The sequence below is a fragment of the Clostridium sp. CM027 genome (assembly GCF_024730565.1).
GTDB lineage: Bacteria > Bacillota > Clostridia > Clostridiales > Clostridiaceae > Clostridium_AD > Clostridium_AD estertheticum_B.
Genome location: NZ_CP077725.1, coordinates 2,567,501 through 2,588,611 on the forward strand (window position 1 = coordinate 2,567,501; position 21,111 = coordinate 2,588,611).

Consider the following 21,111-nt stretch of genomic DNA (forward strand, 5'->3'; position numbering starts at 1 on the left):
ATCTGACTTAAATGTCCGCCTACGCATCCTTTACGCCCAGTAAATCCGGACAACGCTTGCCACCTACGTATTACCGCGGCTGCTGGCACGTAGTTAGCCGTGGCTTCCTCCTCTGGTACCGTCATTATCGTCCCAGAAGACAGAACTTTACAACCCGAAGGCCTTCATCATTCACGCGGCGTTGCTGCGTCAGGGTTTCCCCCATTGCGCAATATTCCCCACTGCTGCCTCCCGTAGGAGTCTGGACCGTGTCTCAGTTCCAATGTGGCCGATCACCCTCTCAGGTCGGCTACGCATCGTCGCCTTGGTGAGCCGTTACCTCACCAACTAGCTAATGCGCCGCGGGTCCATCTCAAAGTGGAATTTTCCGAAGAAAAATCCTTTGATGTTTCGATCATGCGACCAAAACATATTATGCGGTATTAATCTCCCTTTCGGGAGGCTATTCCCCTCTTTGAGGCAGGTTACCCACGTGTTACTCACCCGTCCGCCGCTAATCCACCCCGAAAGGTTTCATCGCTCGACTTGCATGTGTTAGGCACGCCGCCAGCGTTCGTCCTGAGCCAGGATCAAACTCTCAATTTAAAAGTTTACACTTTTTTAGTTGAAATGATTAATCTGCGACAACTGTTAAGTTGTTACGCAAGCTCATTACATACTTTTAGTCTTACGACTAAATTTTACTTTATACTAAAGTAATTAACTGGTTTAGCGAAATATTATTTCGCTATCTTTACCTATTTCTCTGTTTAATTTTCAAAGACCAATTTGTTTTGTCATCATGTGACGACTTCTACTATATTACTAGGTATTTCTTGTTTTGTCAACACTTTTATATGATATTTAAAATTTTTATATTTTTAATTTTAAAAATCTCTTTCTTTCCATTTGAAGTAACAATAGTAACTAGTAAGTAAAAACATCTAATAATATATGGTTTGTATTTATTCTTTATGATTATTACTCTCTCTATGGTTATTCCTATATTAATCTCATAATACAACTCCTGTAATATTAACGACTTCAGAAGGAGATTTATACTCCCGCTTATATCAGTGAGAGTATAAGTCTCCTTCTGAAATGCCGTTAAAACTATGGATATAACCTTTTATTTTATTTCTACATCATATTTGTTTTTTAATTCCGTTATGGCGCTTGTATATTTTTCATTTTGTTTTTGGTGTGAAATATTCTCCAAAATCATAGGCCTAGATTCTTCCAAGGATTTCACATCTTCTAGACTTTTCTCATCTAATTGTATTAAATGATATCCAAATTGAGTCTTAACAGGTTCACTTATTTCACCAACCTGTAGTTCAAAAGCTACTTTTTCAAATTCAGGAACCATTCTACCTCTAGTAAAACTACCTAAACTACCACCTTGCGCTGATGATGGACATTTAGAATATTTTTTAGCGGCTTCCTCAAAAGACATTCCATTAGTTATTTCCACTTTAATTTCTTGCATTTGCTCTAGGGTATCTACTAATATATGTTTAGCTGATGCAGTCTCGCCACTTTTAAACATTTGACTGTTATCTTTATAGTACTTTTGGATCTCTTCCTCTGTTATATCTAAATCAGCCATTATATTTTTGACGCCTGCTTGTATTAAAACATCTTTTTCTATCAACTTCATTTGTTCTATATAGTCTGCATCTTTCTCCATATCATTATCAAGAGCATAATTATATATTAATTCAAAATTTATCATTTGATCTAAAAATTGTTTTTTACCTTCTTCTGTTTTGTAGTGCTCTTGCGTTTCCTGTGGAAATCTTAATAATGATCTTTTTATATCTTTTTCAGTTATTTTACTTCCATTTACTATAGCTAAAACTTTATTCTCCATAATTACTCTCCTTTAAAATTATTATAATTATATATCTTCATTATCATGATACCATAAAAATAATGAAAAAACACAATCAATAAAATGTTATTTAAAAATAAAAAAAGCACTTCATAAAGAAGTACTTTTTTGGTGGCTTACCGGGGAATCGAACCCCGGACACCATGATTAAAAGTCATGTGCTCTACCAACTGAGCTAGTAAACCATGTTTACCTGGCGACAACCTACTCTTCCACAAGGTCACCCCTGCAGTACCATCGGCGCATTGAAGCTTAACCTTCGTGTTCGGTATGGGAACGGGTGTTACCTTCATGCCATAATCACCAGATTGAGAATATAAATATTCTCTGAAAATTGCACAGTGAATTAGTCTTCTTCCTTACGTCCGAAGCTTCGCGTTATTTCTAATTATTTAGGTCAAGCCCTCGACTTATTAGTATTAGTCAGCTGAACATGTTACCATGCTTACACCTCTAACCTATCAACCTGGTGGTCTTCCAGGAGTCTTACTAACACCGCACTTACGTGCGAGTTATGGGAAATCTCATCTCAGGGTGGGCTTCACGCTTAGATGCTTTCAGCGTTTATCCCTTCCAAACATAGCTACCCAGCGATGCCACTGGCGTGACAACTGGTGCACCAGAGGTTTGTCCATCCCGGTCCTCTCGTACTAAGGACAGCTCCCTTCAAATTTCCTACGCCCGCGACGGATAGGGACCGAACTGTCTCACGACGTTCTGAACCCAGCTCGCGTGCCGCTTTAATGGGCGAACAGCCCAACCCTTGGGACCTACTTCAGCCCCAGGATGCGACGAGCCGACATCGAGGTGCCAAACCTCCCCGTCGATGTGGACTCTTGGGGGAGATCAGCCTGTTATCCCCGAGGTAGCTTTTATCCGTTGAGCGATGGCCCTCCCACGAGGTACCACCGGATCACTAAGCCCGACTTTCGTCCCTGCTCCACTTGTAAGTGTCGCAGTCAGGCTCCCTTCTGCCTTTGCACTCTTCGCGCGATTTCCAACCGCGCTGAGGGAACCTTTGGGCGCCTCCGTTACTTTTTTGGAGGCGACCGCCCCAGTCAAACTGCCCACCTAACAATGTCCTGTGACCAGATTCATGGCCTCCAGTTAGAACCTCAGTACTGTCAGGGTGGTATCCCAAGGATGACTCCACACAGGCTGACGCCCATGTTTCTCAGTCTCCCACCTATCCTGTACAGACAATACCGAAATTCAATGCTAAGCTACAGTAAAGCTCTACGGGGTCTTTCCGTCCAATCGCGGGTAGCAAGCATCTTCACTTGCACTACAATTTCGCCGGATGTGTTGTTGAGACAGTGCCCAAATCATTACGCCATTCGTGCGGGTCGGAACTTACCCGACAAGGAATTTCGCTACCTTAGGACCGTTATAGTTACGGCCGCCGTTTACTGGGGCTTAAGTTCATACCTTCGCTTGCGCTAAGTAATCCCCTTAACCTTCCAGCACCGGGCAGGCGTCAGCCCCTATACATCAGCTTTCGCTTTAGCAGAGACCTGTGTTTTTGCTAAACAGTTGCTTGGGCCTATTCTCTGCGACCTACTTACGTAGGCACCCCTTCTCCCGAAGTTACGGGGTCAATTTGCCGAGTTCCTTAACAACAATTCTTCCGATGGTCTTAGGATTCTCTCCTCACCTACCTGTGTCGGTTTGCGGTACGGGCACCAATATCCTCGATAGAGACTTTTCTTGGCAGCGTGGAATCAGATACTTCAGGAATAAATTCCCTTCCCCATCACATCTCAGCGTTAAGAGCAAACGGATTTGCCTGTCTGCTCCGCCTAAATGCTTAGACACACATCCAATAGTGTGCACATCTTATCCTCCTGCGTCATCCCATTTCTAATAACGTCCATTGGTGGTATCGGAATATCAACCGATTGTCCATCACCTACGCCTTTCGGCCTCGGCTTAGGTCCCGACTAACCCTGAGAGGACGAGCCTTCCTCAGGAAACCTTAGGTTTTCGACCGTTAAGATTCTCACTTAACTCTCGCTACTCATGCCAACATTCTCACTTCTGTACCGTCCACCACTCCTTACGGTATGACTTCAGCCAGTACAGAAAGCTCCTCTACCGCGTACACAATTGTGTACACCCATAGCTTCGGTGGTAAGTTTTAGCCCCGGACATCTTCGGCGCAGGATCTCTTGACTAGTGAGCTATTACGCACTCTTTAAATGAGTGGCTGCTTCTGAGCCAACATCCTAGTTGTCTTAGAAATCCCACATCCTTTTCCACTTAACTTACACTTTGGGACCTTAGCTGATGGTCTGGGCTGTTTCCCTTTTGACTACGGATCTTATCATTCGCAGTCTGACTGCCGAAATAAAAGTATATGGCATTCGGAGTTTGATAGGGTTCAGTAACTGTTGTCAGCCCCTAGCCCATTCAGTGCTCTACCTCCATTACTCAATTAATCGACGCTAGCCCTAAAGCTATTTCGAGGAGAACCAGCTATCTCCGAGTTCGATTGGAATTTCTCCGCTATCCACAGCTCATCCCATGGTTTTTCAACACCAACGTGGTTCGGACCTCCACGGAATTTTACTTCCGCTTCATCCTGGCCATGGATAGGTCACCCGGTTTCGGGTCTACGACATGCAACTATGCGCCCTATTCAGACTTGGTTTCCCTTCGGCTCCGTACCTTAAGTACTTAACCTTGCTACATATCGTAACTCGTTGGCTCGTTCTACAAAAAGCACGCCGTCACACATATAAAGTGCTTCGACCGGTTGTAGGCACACGGTTTCAGGTTCTATTTCACTCCCCTTCCGGGGTTCTTTTCACCTTTCCCTCACGGTACTTCTTCACTATCGGTCACTAGGTAGTATTTAGCCTTGGGAGGTGGTCCTCCCAGCTTCCCACAAGGTTTCACGTGTCTCGTGGTACTCTGGATTAGATCTGACTGTTTTTCCTTTTCATTTACAGGCCTATTACCTTCTGCGGAGCAGCTTTCCAGCTATCTTCAATTAAGGAATTGCAGTATTTATGATCTATCCTCAACCCCCAGATCAAAGACCTGGGTTTGGGCTCTTTCCCTTTCGCTCGCCGCTACTTAGGAAATCGATGTTTCTTTCTCTTCCTCCGGGTACTTAGATGTTTCAGTTCCCCGGGTCTACCTCTGCATACCTATTTATTCAGTATGCAGTACATAGTTGTTACTATGTGGGTTCCCCCATTCGGAAATCTTTGGATCACAGGCTATTTGCGCCTACCCAAAGCTTATCGCAGCTTAACGCGTCCTTCTTCGGCTCCTAGTGCCAAGGCATTCGCCATGCGCCCTTTGTAGCTTGACCTTGATTCTGTCTATTTACATAGACGGTTATATTAATTTTGCGAAATTGTATTAAATCAATTTATAAACTACTTGCGTAGTTTTAATTTTTTTAAAACAACTTTTTTCACTGTGCAATTTTCAAAGAACATTTTAAGAAAAACTATTCATTATCTAACTCCTAAGAGTTAGATAAAATTAGTCTCTCAAAATTAAACAGAGAACTAGGTACGATTAATTACAATAGATATTTTTGAAGAACAAATTAATATTCTTCTATTGCATCGACCGAAGTCAATACATCTACTCCCTAGAAAGGAGGTGATCCAGCCGCAGGTTCTCCTACGGCTACCTTGTTACGACTTCACCCCAATCATCAATCCCACCTTCGGCCGCTGGCTCCTTACGGTTACCTCACGGACTTCGGGTGTTACCAACTCTCATGGTGTGACGGGCGGTGTGTACAAGGCCCGGGAACGTATTCACCGCGACATGCTGATTCGCGATTACTAGCAACTCCGGCTTCATGTAGGCGAGTTGCAGCCTACAATCCGAACTGGGATGAGTTTTTGAGTTTGGCTCCACCTTGCGGTCTTGCATCTCTTTGTACTCACCATTGTAGCACGTGTGTAGCCCTAGACATAAGGGGCATGATGATTTGACGTCATCCCCACCTTCCTCCCGGTTAACCCGGGCAGTCTCACTAGAGTGCTCAACTTAATGGTAGCAACTAATGATAAGGGTTGCGCTCGTTGCGGGACTTAACCCAACATCTCACGACACGAGCTGACGACAACCATGCACCACCTGTCACCCTGTCCCGAAGGACTTCGCCCATCTCTGGGTTATGCAGGGGATGTCAAGTCTAGGTAAGGTTCTTCGCGTTGCTTCGAATTAAACCACATGCTCCGCTGCTTGTGCGGGCCCCCGTCAATTCCTTTGAGTTTTAATCTTGCGATCGTACTCCCCAGGCGGAATACTTAATGTGTTAACGGCGGCACCGAGGTTCGACCCCCGACACCTAGTATTCATCGTTTACGGCGTGGACTACCAGGGTATCTAATCCTGTTTGCTCCCCACGCTTTCATGCCTCAGCGTCAGTTACAGTCCAGTAAGTCGCCTTCGCCACTGGTGTTCTTCCTAATCTCTACGCATTTCACCGCTACACTAGGAATTCCACTTACCTCTCCTGCACTCTAGACACCCAGTTTCAAATGCAGCACCCAAGTTAAGCTCGGGTATTTCACATCTGACTTAAATGTCCGCCTACGCATCCTTTACGCCCAGTAAATCCGGACAACGCTTGCCACCTACGTATTACCGCGGCTGCTGGCACGTAGTTAGCCGTGGCTTCCTCCTCTGGTACCGTCATTATCGTCCCAGAAGACAGAACTTTACAACCCGAAGGCCTTCATCATTCACGCGGCGTTGCTGCGTCAGGGTTTCCCCCATTGCGCAATATTCCCCACTGCTGCCTCCCGTAGGAGTCTGGACCGTGTCTCAGTTCCAATGTGGCCGATCACCCTCTCAGGTCGGCTACGCATCGTCGCCTTGGTGAGCCGTTACCTCACCAACTAGCTAATGCGCCGCGGGTCCATCTCAAAGTGGAATTTTCCGAAGAAAAATCCTTTGATGTTTCGATCATGCGACCAAAACATATTATGCGGTATTAATCTCCCTTTCGGGAGGCTATTCCCCTCTTTGAGGCAGGTTACCCACGTGTTACTCACCCGTCCGCCGCTAATCCACCCCGAAAGGTTTCATCGCTCGACTTGCATGTGTTAGGCACGCCGCCAGCGTTCGTCCTGAGCCAGGATCAAACTCTCAATTTAAAAGTTTACACTTTTTTAGTTGAAATGATTAATCTGCGACAACTGTTAAGTTGTTACGCAAGCTCATTACATACTTTTAGTCTTACGACTAAATTTTACTTTATACTAAAGTAATTAACTGGTTTAGCGAAATATTATTTCGCTATCTTTACCTATTTCTCTGTTTAATTTTCAAAGACCAATTTACTTTGTCATCATGTGACGACTTCTACTATATTACTAGGTATTTCTTGTTTTGTCAACAACTTTTTAAAACTTATTTTCATTTGAAAACATATTAAATAGTTATCAACACTTAGTTTATCGTGCACTCGTTTGTGACGACAAGGAGTATTCTATCATATAAATAAGAGTATAATTTCACAACATAGGTACTCTAGCTAGATTATATTCATATTTCTACATATAAGTCTAAATAATTCAATATTCCGCATCCTGATACACATGGGTAAGTATCATTTATACTAATGTTCTAGATACTCTGTTCAATATTATAAGACCTTTGTACGGCTTACCAAAATTCGTCGCTACTAATAGTCATGTTAATATATTTACATGATTCTTCATAATAACTATTCCACTTATAAAAGTAAATAGCTCCTCAATCAATACTCCAAGTATTCCAACTTTACCAAAACAAGTAAGGCCATTTCGGCTTCATTAGACTATTAAAATTTTAGTGTTAATTTTAATAGTTAATTATTTCTAACCAATCGAGAGGGATCTAAGTAATTAATTTATTTATTTAGATCCCTCTTCTGTATTCATAAAAATCCCATTTATCATTTCTCCACTTTCTAGATACTTTCGTATCAGAGACATTACTCTACTATCTTTAATATCTTTCGATAGCATCCTTATTAACTTATCATGATTTATCGTATCAAAGTGTTTAGAGATGTCGACATCTACTGCCCATGTATATCCAGCATTAATATGTCCCCTACAATTCTCTATCTAGAGTTTTGCTGCCGACTTCCTCCAGATTCCACCTCACGGTGGACACCCTTGTCTTAATCTAACGGTTGGTACCATTCCCCCGCATCGGACTTTCACCGACAAGTAAGCGCCAATTTCAGGCACACAATCGAGTAGGAGCTAAATAATTAATTTATTTAGCGACCTCTCACACCACCGTGCATACCGTTCGGTACACGGCGGTTCAATAGAAATTAATGTTTTAATAAATATGTCTCAGATATAGAAACTAATCCTATATTTTTAAGGTATTTATTGGTCAATGTTTTGTTTAATATAGGGCTATTGGATGTTCTCCAATAGCCTTTCCTTGTATTTGCATATTGCAAAGCTTTATTGTTTGGTATTCCTAATTTAACAAGGTTCCCATATTTTGTTTTAATCTTTTTCCATTGTTTCCAAAAACACATTCTAATTCTTCGCCTTAACCATTCATCAAGTGTTTTAAGAATACTTTTAATGTCTGCAATAGCAAAATAATTTATCCATCCAACTATCACTTGCTTAAGTTTCATAAACCTATATTTCATGCTCATCGCATTACTTCTTGAAGTTAATTCTTTTAGCTTTGCTTTGAATTTGATTATAGGTTTTTGAGGAACTCTCATTCTGTATTCACCTTTTGCCCGGTAAAATGAAAATCCTAAAAATTTAAGTTTCCAAGGTCTATCTACTGTACTCTTTTCTTTATTCACTCTAAGCTTTAACTTTTCCTCAATAAATCTCGTAATACTCTTCATTACTCTATTTGCTGATTTCTCACTTTTGACGTATATATTCGCATCATCAGCATATCTACAAAAGTTTAGTCCTCGTTTTGTTAGTTCTACATCGAGTTCATGTAACATTACGTTACTTAATAATGGGGACAAAGGCCCGCCTTGAGGTGCTCCTTCTTCTGTATTCATAAATACCCCATTTATCATCACTCCACTTTGTAGATACTTTCGTATCAGAGAAATTACTCTACTATCTTTAATATCTTCCGATAGTATCCTTATTAATTTATCATGATTTATCGTATCAAAGTATTTAGAAAGGTCTATATTCACCGTCCATGTATGTCCAGCATTAATATATCCCCTACATTTTTCAACAGCTTGTTTTCCACTTCTTAAAGGTCTAAAACCGTAACTATTATCAGAAAATTTCTTTTCATATACTGGTATTAGAGTTTGTGATATCGCTTGTTGAATAACTCTATCTAATACAGTAGGTATTCCAAGTAGCCTAATTCCACCGTCAGGTTTTGGTATTTCTACCCTTCTTACGGCTAGAGGTCTATATCTACTTTCTAATAATGATTGCCTTAATTCTTGTCCATGCTCTTTTAGATAATGTAGAAGTTCATCTACTGTCAAACCATCAATCCCATGACTTCCTTTATTGGCTTTTACTCTTTTATATGCTTTATTCATATTATCTCTCGATAATATCTGCTCGAGTAAACCATTATCATATTCATTCACATCGTTTCTTCCTTCTTCTGACATAGAGGAAATACTATGCACTTCTACATTACCTTCGAGTTCCACTCTATTCTCTCGTAGAGAGCCTTCTTTATGAAGTTGTCTGCTTTTATCATATTTTCTCGTATCCTTCAAAATTCCAAAACCTCCTATTGTTCAGTCCTTCCCACGCTAACGCGTTTTGCATGGTACTATGACGTCTGCTGACTTCTGATAGTTCAGCCATACATCACTGTATGGGTTGTTATTTCTAAATTCATATCCACAACTTACCTATCAGATCTCCCCGGGTAAGAACGCAATCTTTCACTCCATCTATCTGCTACATTTACACCACTTGTTTCGAATAGTTTTGGGCTTCGTTTTGTATTGCAAACTTACCCACAAGCATATGCCTTATATGTAGTTTCTGTTCGTCAGACCGGAGTTTGGCCGCCAACTTCCTTCAGATTCCATCTCACGATGGACACCCTTGTCTTAAGCTATGCACTTGGCACTATTAACCCGTGCTAGGGACTTTCACCCATTAGATTGCGCCCATGCCGGGCGCACAATAAAAACCGCTAAGTATAACTGAGGCCACTGAAAAACTATATGAAAAATCGTCATCTAATTAAAGATGGCGATTTTTTTATATAAAAGACTAAAAAACAAAAAGGAATTTTAAAAGATATGTCGAATTAGTATAGTAGAATAAAATAAAAGGGGCTAAACTATTATGCTAAAAGGACAATTGGAAATAAAAATAAATACATACCATAGCTTATATTCGTTAATTATTCCGAAAGATAACATTTTAAAGCAAATTAATGACCTTGTTGACTTTTCATTTGTTTATGACGAATTGATGATTAACTATAGTTCATCTATGGGTAGAGGTGCTATTAACCCCATAATGCTATTTAAATATTTACTTTTGAAAGTAATATATGAATTGTCTGATGAAGATGTTGTTGAAAGAACTCTTTATGACATGTCCTTTAAATATTTTCTAAATTTAGCCCCAGAAGAAACAAATTTAATAAACTCAAGTACACTAACTAAATTTAGAAAGCTTCGCCTTAAAGACATGAATTTATTGGATTTATTAATAAACAAGACTGTAGAACTTGCTATAAAAGAGGGAGTTTTAAAAAGTAAAGCAATAATAGTTGATGCTACGCATACCAAGTCACGTTATAACCAAAAGTCAGCAAGCGAGGAATTATTGAAACGTGCAAAAAACTTAAGAAAAACATTGTACGGAGTACATCCTGGTATTAAAGAAGAGTTACCTAATAAAGTTACAACTGGAGTACTTGAAGATATTCTTGAGTACTGCAAATTATTAATTGATACCATAAACGAGAAGCCAGAAACTGCAGCAAATCCAGCTGTGAAAACTAAATTAAACTACTTAATGGAAGCTATTAATGATGACTTAGAAAATCTAAAAATATCAAAAGATGAGGATGCAAAAGTGGGGCATAAAACTGAGGATAGTTCTTTTTTTGGATATAAATCACACCTTGCTATGAGTGAAGAACGTTTAATTACAGCAGCTGTTATTACAACTGGCGAAAAAAGTGATGGAAAGGAGCTCATAACCTTAATAGAAAAAAGCCGTGAGGCTGGTATAGATGTAAATGAAGTAATTGGAGATACAGCTTATTCTGAAAAGAAAAACCTAGAATATACAAAAGAAAATAAAATTGCATTAATTTCAAGACTAAATCCTGTAATTTCACAAGGAATGCGAAAAAAAGAAGATGAATTTGAGTTTAATAAAGATGCTGGTTTATTTGTATGTCCGGCAGGTCATATGGCTATTAAAAAAGCAAAACAGGGAAAGAAGAATGTTGGTAAAAATCAAGTGCTAACCTACTATTTTAATGTAGAAAAGTGTAAAAATTGTGTTCATAAAGATGGGTGTTATAAAGAAGGCGCTAAATCTAAAACTTATTCAGTTTCAATAAAGTCAAATACTCACAAAGATCAAATAGAGTTCGAAAAAAGTGAATATTTTAAAAAACGAGCTAGGGAACGTTATATGATAGAGGCTAAAAACAGTGAACTTAAGCACCAACATAGCTATGATGTAGCAATATCGTCAGGCTTAATTAGCATGCAAATGCAAGGTGCATTATCAATCTTCACTGTGAATCTAAAGAGAATAATTAAGTTGAAAAGCATGAAATAGGGCTTTTAAAACTTAATTATAAAATAAAAAGCATGAGATATCCCAAATATGGATATCTCATGCTTTTTCTATTCAAGCTTGAAAACTCTACTAAATAAAGAGTGCTTTTTTCAGCGGCCTCGTATAACTTAGCGGTTTTTTCTTACCTGGCGACAACCTACTCTTCCACAAGGTCACCCCTGCAGTACCATCGGCGCATTGAAGCTTAACCTTCGTGTTCGGTATGGGAACGGGTGTTACCTTCATGCCATAATCACCAGATTGAGAATATAAATATTCTCTGAAAATTGCACAGTGAATTAGTCTTTTCGCTCACGCTCAAAGCCTCGCTTCTTTCTTACGAAAGAAGTATATCGCATTACTTTTAATTATATATTTAGGTCAAGCCCTCGACTTATTAGTATTAGTCAGCTGAACATGTTACCATGCTTACACCTCTAACCTATCAACCTGGTGGTCTTCCAGGAGTCTTACTAACACCGCACTTACGTGCGAGTTATGGGAAATCTCATCTCAGGGTGGGCTTCACGCTTAGATGCTTTCAGCGTTTATCCCTTCCAAACATAGCTACCCAGCGATGCCACTGGCGTGACAACTGGTGCACCAGAGGTTTGTCCATCCCGGTCCTCTCGTACTAAGGACAGCTCCCTTCAAATTTCCTACGCCCGCGACGGATAGGGACCGAACTGTCTCACGACGTTCTGAACCCAGCTCGCGTGCCGCTTTAATGGGCGAACAGCCCAACCCTTGGGACCTACTTCAGCCCCAGGATGCGACGAGCCGACATCGAGGTGCCAAACCTCCCCGTCGATGTGGACTCTTGGGGGAGATCAGCCTGTTATCCCCGAGGTAGCTTTTATCCGTTGAGCGATGGCCCTCCCACGAGGTACCACCGGATCACTAAGCCCGACTTTCGTCCCTGCTCCACTTGTAAGTGTCGCAGTCAGGCTCCCTTCTGCCTTTGCACTCTTCGCGCGATTTCCAACCGCGCTGAGGGAACCTTTGGGCGCCTCCGTTACTTTTTTGGAGGCGACCGCCCCAGTCAAACTGCCCACCTAACAATGTCCTGTGACCAGATTCATGGCCTCCAGTTAGAACCTCAGTACTGTCAGGGTGGTATCCCAAGGATGACTCCACACAGGCTGACGCCCATGTTTCTCAGTCTCCCACCTATCCTGTACAGACAATACCGAAATTCAATGCTAAGCTACAGTAAAGCTCTACGGGGTCTTTCCGTCCAATCGCGGGTAGCAAGCATCTTCACTTGCACTACAATTTCGCCGGATGTGTTGTTGAGACAGTGCCCAAATCATTACGCCATTCGTGCGGGTCGGAACTTACCCGACAAGGAATTTCGCTACCTTAGGACCGTTATAGTTACGGCCGCCGTTTACTGGGGCTTAAGTTCATACCTTCGCTTGCGCTAAGTAATCCCCTTAACCTTCCAGCACCGGGCAGGCGTCAGCCCCTATACATCAGCTTTCGCTTTAGCAGAGACCTGTGTTTTTGCTAAACAGTTGCTTGGGCCTATTCTCTGCGACCTACTTACGTAGGCACCCCTTCTCCCGAAGTTACGGGGTCAATTTGCCGAGTTCCTTAACAACAATTCTTCCGATGGTCTTAGGATTCTCTCCTCACCTACCTGTGTCGGTTTGCGGTACGGGCACCAATATCCTCGATAGAGACTTTTCTTGGCAGCGTGGAATCAGATACTTCGGGAATAAATTCCCTTCCCCATCACATCTCAGCGTTAAGAGCAAACGGATTTGCCTGCTTGCTCCGCCTAAATGCTTAGACACACATCCAATAGTGTGCACATCTTATCCTCCTGCGTCATCCCATTTCTAATAACGTCCATTGGTGGTATCGGAATATCAACCGATTGTCCATCACCTACGCCTTTCGGCCTCGGCTTAGGTCCCGACTAACCCTGAGAGGACGAGCCTTCCTCAGGAAACCTTAGGTTTTCGACCGTTAAGATTCTCACTTAACTCTCGCTACTCATGCCAACATTCTCACTTCTGTACCGTCCACCACTCCTTACGGTATGACTTCAGCCAGTACAGAAAGCTCCTCTACCGCGTACACAATTGTGTACACCCATAGCTTCGGTGGTAAGTTTTAGCCCCGGACATCTTCGGCGCAGGATCTCTTGACTAGTGAGCTATTACGCACTCTTTAAATGAGTGGCTGCTTCTGAGCCAACATCCTAGTTGTCTTAGAAATCCCACATCCTTTTCCACTTAACTTACACTTTGGGACCTTAGCTGATGGTCTGGGCTGTTTCCCTTTTGACTACGGATCTTATCATTCGCAGTCTGACTGCCGAAATAAAAGTATATGGCATTCGGAGTTTGATAGGGTTCAGTAACTGTTGTCAGCCCCTAGCCCATTCAGTGCTCTACCTCCATTACTCAATTAATCGACGCTAGCCCTAAAGCTATTTCGAGGAGAACCAGCTATCTCCGAGTTCGATTGGAATTTCTCCGCTATCCACAGCTCATCCCATGGTTTTTCAACACCAACGTGGTTCGGACCTCCACGGAATTTTACTTCCGCTTCATCCTGGCCATGGATAGGTCACCCGGTTTCGGGTCTACGACATGCAACTATGCGCCCTATTCAGACTTGGTTTCCCTTCGGCTCCGTACCTTAAGTACTTAACCTTGCTACATATCGTAACTCGTTGGCTCGTTCTACAAAAAGCACGCCGTCACACATATAAAGTGCTTCGACCGGTTGTAGGCACACGGTTTCAGGTTCTATTTCACTCCCCTTCCGGGGTTCTTTTCACCTTTCCCTCACGGTACTTCTTCACTATCGGTCACTAGGTAGTATTTAGCCTTGGGAGGTGGTCCTCCCAGCTTCCCACAAGGTTTCACGTGTCTCGTGGTACTCTGGATTAGATCTGACTGTTTTTCCTTTTCATTTACAGGCCTATTACCTTCTGCGGAGCAGCTTTCCAGCTATCTTCAATTAAGGAATTGCAGTATTTATGATCTATCCTCAACCCCCAGATCAAAGACCTGGGTTTGGGCTCTTTCCCTTTCGCTCGCCGCTACTTAGGAAATCGATGTTTCTTTCTCTTCCTCCGGGTACTTAGATGTTTCAGTTCCCCGGGTCTACCTCTGCATACCTATTTATTCAGTATGCAGTACATAGTTGTTACTATGTGGGTTCCCCCATTCGGAAATCTTTGGATCACAGGCTATTTGCGCCTACCCAAAGCTTATCGCAGCTTAACGCGTCCTTCTTCGGCTCCTAGTGCCAAGGCATTCGCCATGCGCCCTTTGTAGCTTGACCTTGATTCTGTCTATTTACATAGACGGTTATATTAATTTTGCGAAATTGTATTAAATCAATTTATAAACTACTTGCGTAGTTTTAATTTTTTTAAAACAACTTTTTTCACTGTGCAATTTTCAAAGAACATTTTAAGAAAAACTATTCATTATCTAACTCCTAAGAGTTAGATAAAATTAGTCTCTCAAAATTAAACAGAGAACTAGGTACGATTAATTACAATAGATATTTTTGAAGAACAAATTAATATTCTTCTATTGCATCGACCGAAGTCAATACATCTACTCCCTAGAAAGGAGGTGATCCAGCCGCAGGTTCTCCTACGGCTACCTTGTTACGACTTCACCCCAATCATCAATCCCACCTTCGGCCGCTGGCTCCTTACGGTTACCTCACGGACTTCGGGTGTTACCAACTCTCATGGTGTGACGGGCGGTGTGTACAAGGCCCGGGAACGTATTCACCGCGACATGCTGATTCGCGATTACTAGCAACTCCGGCTTCATGTAGGCGAGTTGCAGCCTACAATCCGAACTGGGATGAGTTTTTGAGTTTGGCTCCACCTTGCGGTCTTGCATCTCTTTGTACTCACCATTGTAGCACGTGTGTAGCCCTAGACATAAGGGGCATGATGATTTGACGTCATCCCCACCTTCCTCCCGGTTAACCCGGGCAGTCTCACTAGAGTGCTCAACTTAATGGTAGCAACTAATGATAAGGGTTGCGCTCGTTGCGGGACTTAACCCAACATCTCACGACACGAGCTGACGACAACCATGCACCACCTGTCACCCTGTCCCGAAGGACTTCGCCCATCTCTGGGTTATGCAGGGGATGTCAAGTCTAGGTAAGGTTCTTCGCGTTGCTTCGAATTAAACCACATGCTCCGCTGCTTGTGCGGGCCCCCGTCAATTCCTTTGAGTTTTAATCTTGCGATCGTACTCCCCAGGCGGAATACTTAATGTGTTAACGGCGGCACCGAGGTTCGACCCCCGACACCTAGTATTCATCGTTTACGGCGTGGACTACCAGGGTATCTAATCCTGTTTGCTCCCCACGCTTTCATGCCTCAGCGTCAGTTACAGTCCAGTAAGTCGCCTTCGCCACTGGTGTTCTTCCTAATCTCTACGCATTTCACCGCTACACTAGGAATTCCACTTACCTCTCCTGCACTCTAGACACCCAGTTTCAAATGCAGCACCCAAGTTAAGCTCGGGTATTTCACATCTGACTTAAATGTCCGCCTACGCATCCTTTACGCCCAGTAAATCCGGACAACGCTTGCCACCTACGTATTACCGCGGCTGCTGGCACGTAGTTAGCCGTGGCTTCCTCCTCTGGTACCGTCATTATCGTCCCAGAAGACAGAACTTTACAACCCGAAGGCCTTCATCATTCACGCGGCGTTGCTGCGTCAGGGTTTCCCCCATTGCGCAATATTCCCCACTGCTGCCTCCCGTAGGAGTCTGGACCGTGTCTCAGTTCCAATGTGGCCGATCACCCTCTCAGGTCGGCTACGCATCGTCGCCTTGGTGAGCCGTTACCTCACCAACTAGCTAATGCGCCGCGGGTCCATCTCAAAGTGGAATTTTCCGAAGAAAAATCCTTTGATGTTTCGATCATGCGACCAAAACATATTATGCGGTATTAATCTCCCTTTCGGGAGGCTATTCCCCTCTTTGAGGCAGGTTACCCACGTGTTACTCACCCGTCCGCCGCTAATCCACCCCGAAAGGTTTCATCGCTCGACTTGCATGTGTTAGGCACGCCGCCAGCGTTCGTCCTGAGCCAGGATCAAACTCTCAATTTAAAAGTTTACACTTTTTTAGTTGAAATGATTAATCTGCGACAACTGTTAAGTTGTTACGCAAGCTCATTACATACTTTTAGTCTTACGACTAAATTTTACTTTATACTAAAGTAATTAACTGGTTTAACGAAATATTATTTCGCTATCTTTACCTATTTCTCTGTTTAATTTTCAAAGACCAATTTGCTTTGTCATCATGTGACGACTTCTACTATATTACTAGGTATTTCTTGTTTTGTCAACAACTTTTTAAAACTTATTTTCATTTGAAAACATATTAAATAGTTATCAACACTTAGTTTATCGTGCACTCGTTTGTGACGACAAGGAGTATTCTATCATATAAATAAGAGTATAATTTCACAACATAGGTACTCTAGCTAGATTATATTCATATTTCTACATATAAGTCTAAATAATTCAATATTCCGCATCCTGATACACATGGGTAAGTATCATTTATACTAATGTTCTAGATACTCTGTTCAATATTATAAGACCTTTGTACGGCTTACCAAAATTCGTCGCTACTAATAGTCATGTTAATATATTTACATGATTCTTCATAATAACTATTCCACTTATAAAAGTAAATAGCTCCTCAATCAATACTCCAAGTATTCCAACTTTACCAAAACAAGTAAGGCCATTTCGGCTTCATTAGACTATTAAAATTTTAGTGTTAATTTTAATAGTTAATTATTTCTAACCAATCGAGAGGGATCTAAGTAATTAATTTATTTATTTAGATCCCTCTTCTGTATTCATAAAAATCCCATTTATCATTTCTCCACTTTCTAGATACTTTCGTATCAGAGACATTACTCTACTATCTTTAATATCTTTCGATAGCATCCTTATTAACTTATCATGATTTATCGTATCAAAGTGTTTAGAGATGTCGACATCTACTGCCCATGTATATCCAGCATTAATATGTCCCCTACAATTCTCTATCTAGAGTTTTGCTGCCGACTTCCTCCAGATTCCACCTCACGGTGGACACCCTTGTCTTAATCTAACGGTTGGTACCATTCCCCCGCATCGGACTTTCACCGACACGTAAGCGCCAATTTCAGGCGCACAATAAAAACCGCTAAGTATAACTTAGCGGTTTTTTCTTACCTGGCGACAACCTACTCTTCCACAAGGTCACCCCTGCAGTACCATCGGCGCATTGAAGCTTAACCTTCGTGTTCGGTATGGGAACGGGTGTTACCTTCATGCCATAATCACCAGATTGAGAATATAAATATTCTCTGAAAATTGCACAGTGAATTAGTCTTTTCGCTCACGCTCAAAGCCTCGCTTCTTTCTTACGAAAGAAGTATATCGCATTACTTTTAATTATATATTTAGGTCAAGCCCTCGACTTATTAGTATTAGTCAGCTGAACATGTTACCATGCTTACACCTCTAACCTATCAACCTGGTGGTCTTCCAGGAGTCTTACTAACACCGCACTTACGTGCGAGTTATGGGAAATCTCATCTCAGGGTGGGCTTCACGCTTAGATGCTTTCAGCGTTTATCCCTTCCAAACATAGCTACCCAGCGATGCCACTGGCGTGACAACTGGTGCACCAGAGGTTTGTCCATCCCGGTCCTCTCGTACTAAGGACAGCTCCCTTCAAATTTCCTACGCCCGCGACGGATAGGGACCGAACTGTCTCACGACGTTCTGAACCCAGCTCGCGTGCCGCTTTAATGGGCGAACAGCCCAACCCTTGGGACCTACTTCAGCCCCAGGATGCGACGAGCCGACATCGAGGTGCCAAACCTCCCCGTCGATGTGGACTCTTGGGGGAGATCAGCCTGTTATCCCCGAGGTAGCTTTTATCCGTTGAGCGATGGCCCTCCCACGAGGTACCACCGGATCACTAAGCCCGACTTTCGTCCCTGCTCCACTTGTAAGTGTCGCAGTCAGGCTCCCTTCTGCCTTTGCACTCTTCGCGCGATTTCCAACCGCGCTGAGGGAACCTTTGGGCGCCTCCGTTACTTTTTTGGAGGCGACCGCCCCAGTCAAACTGCCCACCTAACAATGTCCTGTGACCAGATTCATGGCCTCCAGTTAGAACCTCAGTACTGTCAGGGTGGTATCCCAAGGATGACTCCACACAGGCTGACGCCCATGTTTCTCAGTCTCCCACCTATCCTGTACAGACAATACCGAAATTCAATGCTAAGCTACAGTAAAGCTCTACGGGGTCTTTCCGTCCAATCGCGGGTAGCAAGCATCTTCACTTGCACTACAATTTCGCCGGATGTGTTGTTGAGACAGTGCCCAAATCATTACGCCATTCGTGCGGGTCGGAACTTACCCGACAAGGAATTTCGCTACCTTAGGACCGTTATAGTTACGGCCGCCGTTTACTGGGGCTTAAGTTCATACCTTCGCTTGCGCTAAGTAATCCCCTTAACCTTCCAGCACCGGGCAGGCGTCAGCCCCTATACATCAGCTTTCGCTTTAGCAGAGACCTGTGTTTTTGCTAAACAGTTGCTTGGGCCTATTCTCTGCGACCTACTTACGTAGGCACCCCTTCTCCCGAAGTTACGGGGTCAATTTGCCGAGTTCCTTAACAACAATTCTTCCGATGGTCTTAGGATTCTCTCCTCACCTACCTGTGTCGGTTTGCGGTACGGGCACCAATATCCTCGATAGAGACTTTTCTTGGCAGCGTGGAATCAGATACTTCGGGAATAAATTCCCTTCCCCATCACATCTCAGCGTTAAGAGCAAACGGATTTGCCTGCTTGCTCCGCCTAAATGCTTAGACACACATCCAATAGTGTGCACATCTTATCCTCCTGCGTCATCCCATTTCTAATAACGTCCATTGGTGGTATCGGAATATCAACCGATTGTCCATCACCTACGCCTTTCGGCCTCGGCTTAGGTCCCGACTAACCCTGAGAGGACGAGCCTTCCTCAGGAAACCTTAGGTTTTCGACCGTTAAGATTCTCACTTAACTCTCGCTACTCATGCCAACATTCTCACTTCTGTACCGTCCACCACTCCTTACGGTATGACTTCAGCCAGTACAGAAAGCTCCTCTACCGCGTACACAATTGTGTACACCCATAGCTTCGGTGGTAAGTTTTAGCCCCGGACATCTTCGGCGCAGGATCTCTTGACTAGTGAGCTATTACGCACTCTTTAAATGAGTGGCTGCTTCTGAGCCAACATCCTAGTTGTCTTAGAAATCCCACATCCTTTTCCACTTAACTTACACTTTGGGACCTTAGCTGATGGTCTGGGCTGTTTCCCTTTTGACTACGGATCTTATCATTCGCAGTCTGACTGCCGAAATAAAAGTATATGGCATTCGGAGTTTGATAGGGTTCAGTAACTGTTGTCAGCCCCTAGCCCATTCAGTGCTCTACCTCCATTACTCAATTAATCGACGCTAGCCCTAAAGCTATTTCGAGGAGAACCAGCTATCTCCGAGTTCGATTGGAATTTCTCCGCTATCCACAGCTCATCCCATGGTTTTTCAACACCAACGTGGTTCGGACCTCCACGGAATTTTACTTCCGCTTCATCCTGGCCATGGATAGGTCACCCGGTTTCGGGTCTACGACATGCAACTATGCGCCCTATTCAGACTTGGTTTCCCTTCGGCTCCGTACCTTAAGTACTTAACCTTGCTACATATCGTAACTCGTTGGCTCGTTCTACAAAAAGCACGCCGTCACACATATAAAGTGCTTCGACCGGTTGTAGGCACACGGTTTCAGGTTCTATTTCACTCCCCTTCCGGGGTTCTTTTCACCTTTCCCTCACGGTACTTCTTCACTATCGGTCACTAGGTAGTATTTAGCCTTGGGAGGTGGTCCTCCCAGCTTCCCACAAGGTTTCACGTGTCTCGTGGTACTCTGGATTAGATCTGACTGTTTTTCCTTTTCATTTACAGGCCTATTACCTTCTGCGGAGCAGCTTTCCAGCTATCTTCAATTAAGGAATTGCAGTATTTATGATCTATCCTCAACCCCCAGATCAAAGACCTGGGTTTGGGCTCTTTCCCTTTCGCTCGCCGCTACTTAGGAAATCGATGTTTCTTTCTCTTCCTCCGGGTACTTAGATGTTTCAGTTCCCCGGGTCTACCTCTGCATACCTATTTATTCAGTATGCAGTACATAGTTGTTACTATGTGGGTTCCCCCATTCGGAAATCTTTGGATCACAGGCTATTTGCGCCTACCCAAAGCTTATCGCAGCTTAACGCGTCCTTCTTCGGCTCCTAGTGCCAAGGCATTCGCCATGCGCCCTTTGTAGCTTGACCTTGATTCTGTCTATTTACATAGACGGTTATATTAATTTTGCGAAATTGTATTAAATCAATTTATAAACTACTTGCGTAGTTTTAATTT

At 43.0% G+C, this 21,111-nt stretch carries 3 protein-coding genes, 1 tRNA gene and 9 rRNA genes (1 of these 13 running past the window's edge); 1 reads left to right on the plus strand and 12 read right to left on the minus strand.

Features of this window, described 5'->3' with window-relative positions; all coding sequences use genetic code 11:
- The 7 genes from KTC92_RS12070 to ltrA form a co-directional block, all read right to left on the minus strand.
- Positions 1 to 585, minus strand: a 16S ribosomal RNA gene (locus KTC92_RS12070); it reaches 933 nt to the left of the window's first position.
- Between the two features lie 523 nt (positions 586 to 1,108).
- On the minus strand, positions 1,109 to 1,852 hold the full coding sequence (locus KTC92_RS12075) for a peptidylprolyl isomerase (RefSeq protein WP_165415055.1): 744 nt from the start codon (positions 1,850 to 1,852) through the stop codon (positions 1,109 to 1,111).
- A gap of 130 nt (positions 1,853 to 1,982) precedes the next feature.
- Positions 1,983 to 2,058: transfer RNA gene (locus tag KTC92_RS12080), tRNA-Lys, on the minus strand.
- Between the two features lie 6 nt (positions 2,059 to 2,064).
- Positions 2,065 to 2,181 (minus strand): 5S ribosomal RNA (gene rrf, locus KTC92_RS12085).
- Positions 2,182 to 2,266: 85 nt separating this feature from the next.
- Positions 2,267 to 5,192, minus strand: a 23S ribosomal RNA gene (locus KTC92_RS12090).
- A 292-nt stretch (positions 5,193 to 5,484) separates the two neighbouring features.
- Positions 5,485 to 7,002: ribosomal RNA gene (locus KTC92_RS12095) — 16S ribosomal RNA — on the minus strand.
- The 16S, 23S and 5S rRNA genes sit together here with 1 tRNA gene alongside, the layout of an rRNA operon.
- A 1,172-nt stretch (positions 7,003 to 8,174) precedes the next feature.
- Positions 8,175 to 9,584, minus strand: a complete 1,410-nt coding sequence (gene ltrA, locus KTC92_RS12105; protein WP_258280593.1) for a group II intron reverse transcriptase/maturase — start codon at positions 9,582 to 9,584, stop codon at positions 8,175 to 8,177.
- 583 nt (positions 9,585 to 10,167) lie between these two features.
- On the opposite strand from ltrA, the gene KTC92_RS12110 reads away from it, so the two are divergent.
- Positions 10,168 to 11,628 carry an IS1182 family transposase gene (locus KTC92_RS12110; protein WP_220287894.1) on the plus strand — a complete coding sequence of 487 codons (1,461 nt, stop codon included), beginning with the start codon at positions 10,168 to 10,170 and terminating at the stop codon, positions 11,626 to 11,628.
- 144 nt (positions 11,629 to 11,772) lie between these two features.
- On the opposite strand, the gene rrf (KTC92_RS12115) is transcribed toward KTC92_RS12110, so the two are convergent.
- The 5 genes from rrf (KTC92_RS12115) to KTC92_RS12140 form a co-directional block, all read right to left on the minus strand.
- Positions 11,773 to 11,889, minus strand: a 5S ribosomal RNA gene (gene rrf / locus KTC92_RS12115).
- A 116-nt stretch (positions 11,890 to 12,005) separates the two neighbouring features.
- Positions 12,006 to 14,931, minus strand: a 23S ribosomal RNA gene (locus KTC92_RS12120).
- A 292-nt stretch (positions 14,932 to 15,223) separates the two neighbouring features.
- A 16S ribosomal RNA gene (locus KTC92_RS12125) occupies positions 15,224 to 16,741 on the minus strand.
- Positions 16,742 to 17,864: 1,123 nt separating this feature from the next.
- Positions 17,865 to 17,981 (minus strand): 5S ribosomal RNA (gene rrf / locus KTC92_RS12135).
- A gap of 116 nt (positions 17,982 to 18,097) precedes the next feature.
- Positions 18,098 to 21,023 (minus strand): 23S ribosomal RNA (locus KTC92_RS12140).
- Positions 21,024 to 21,111 lie beyond the last annotated feature (88 nt).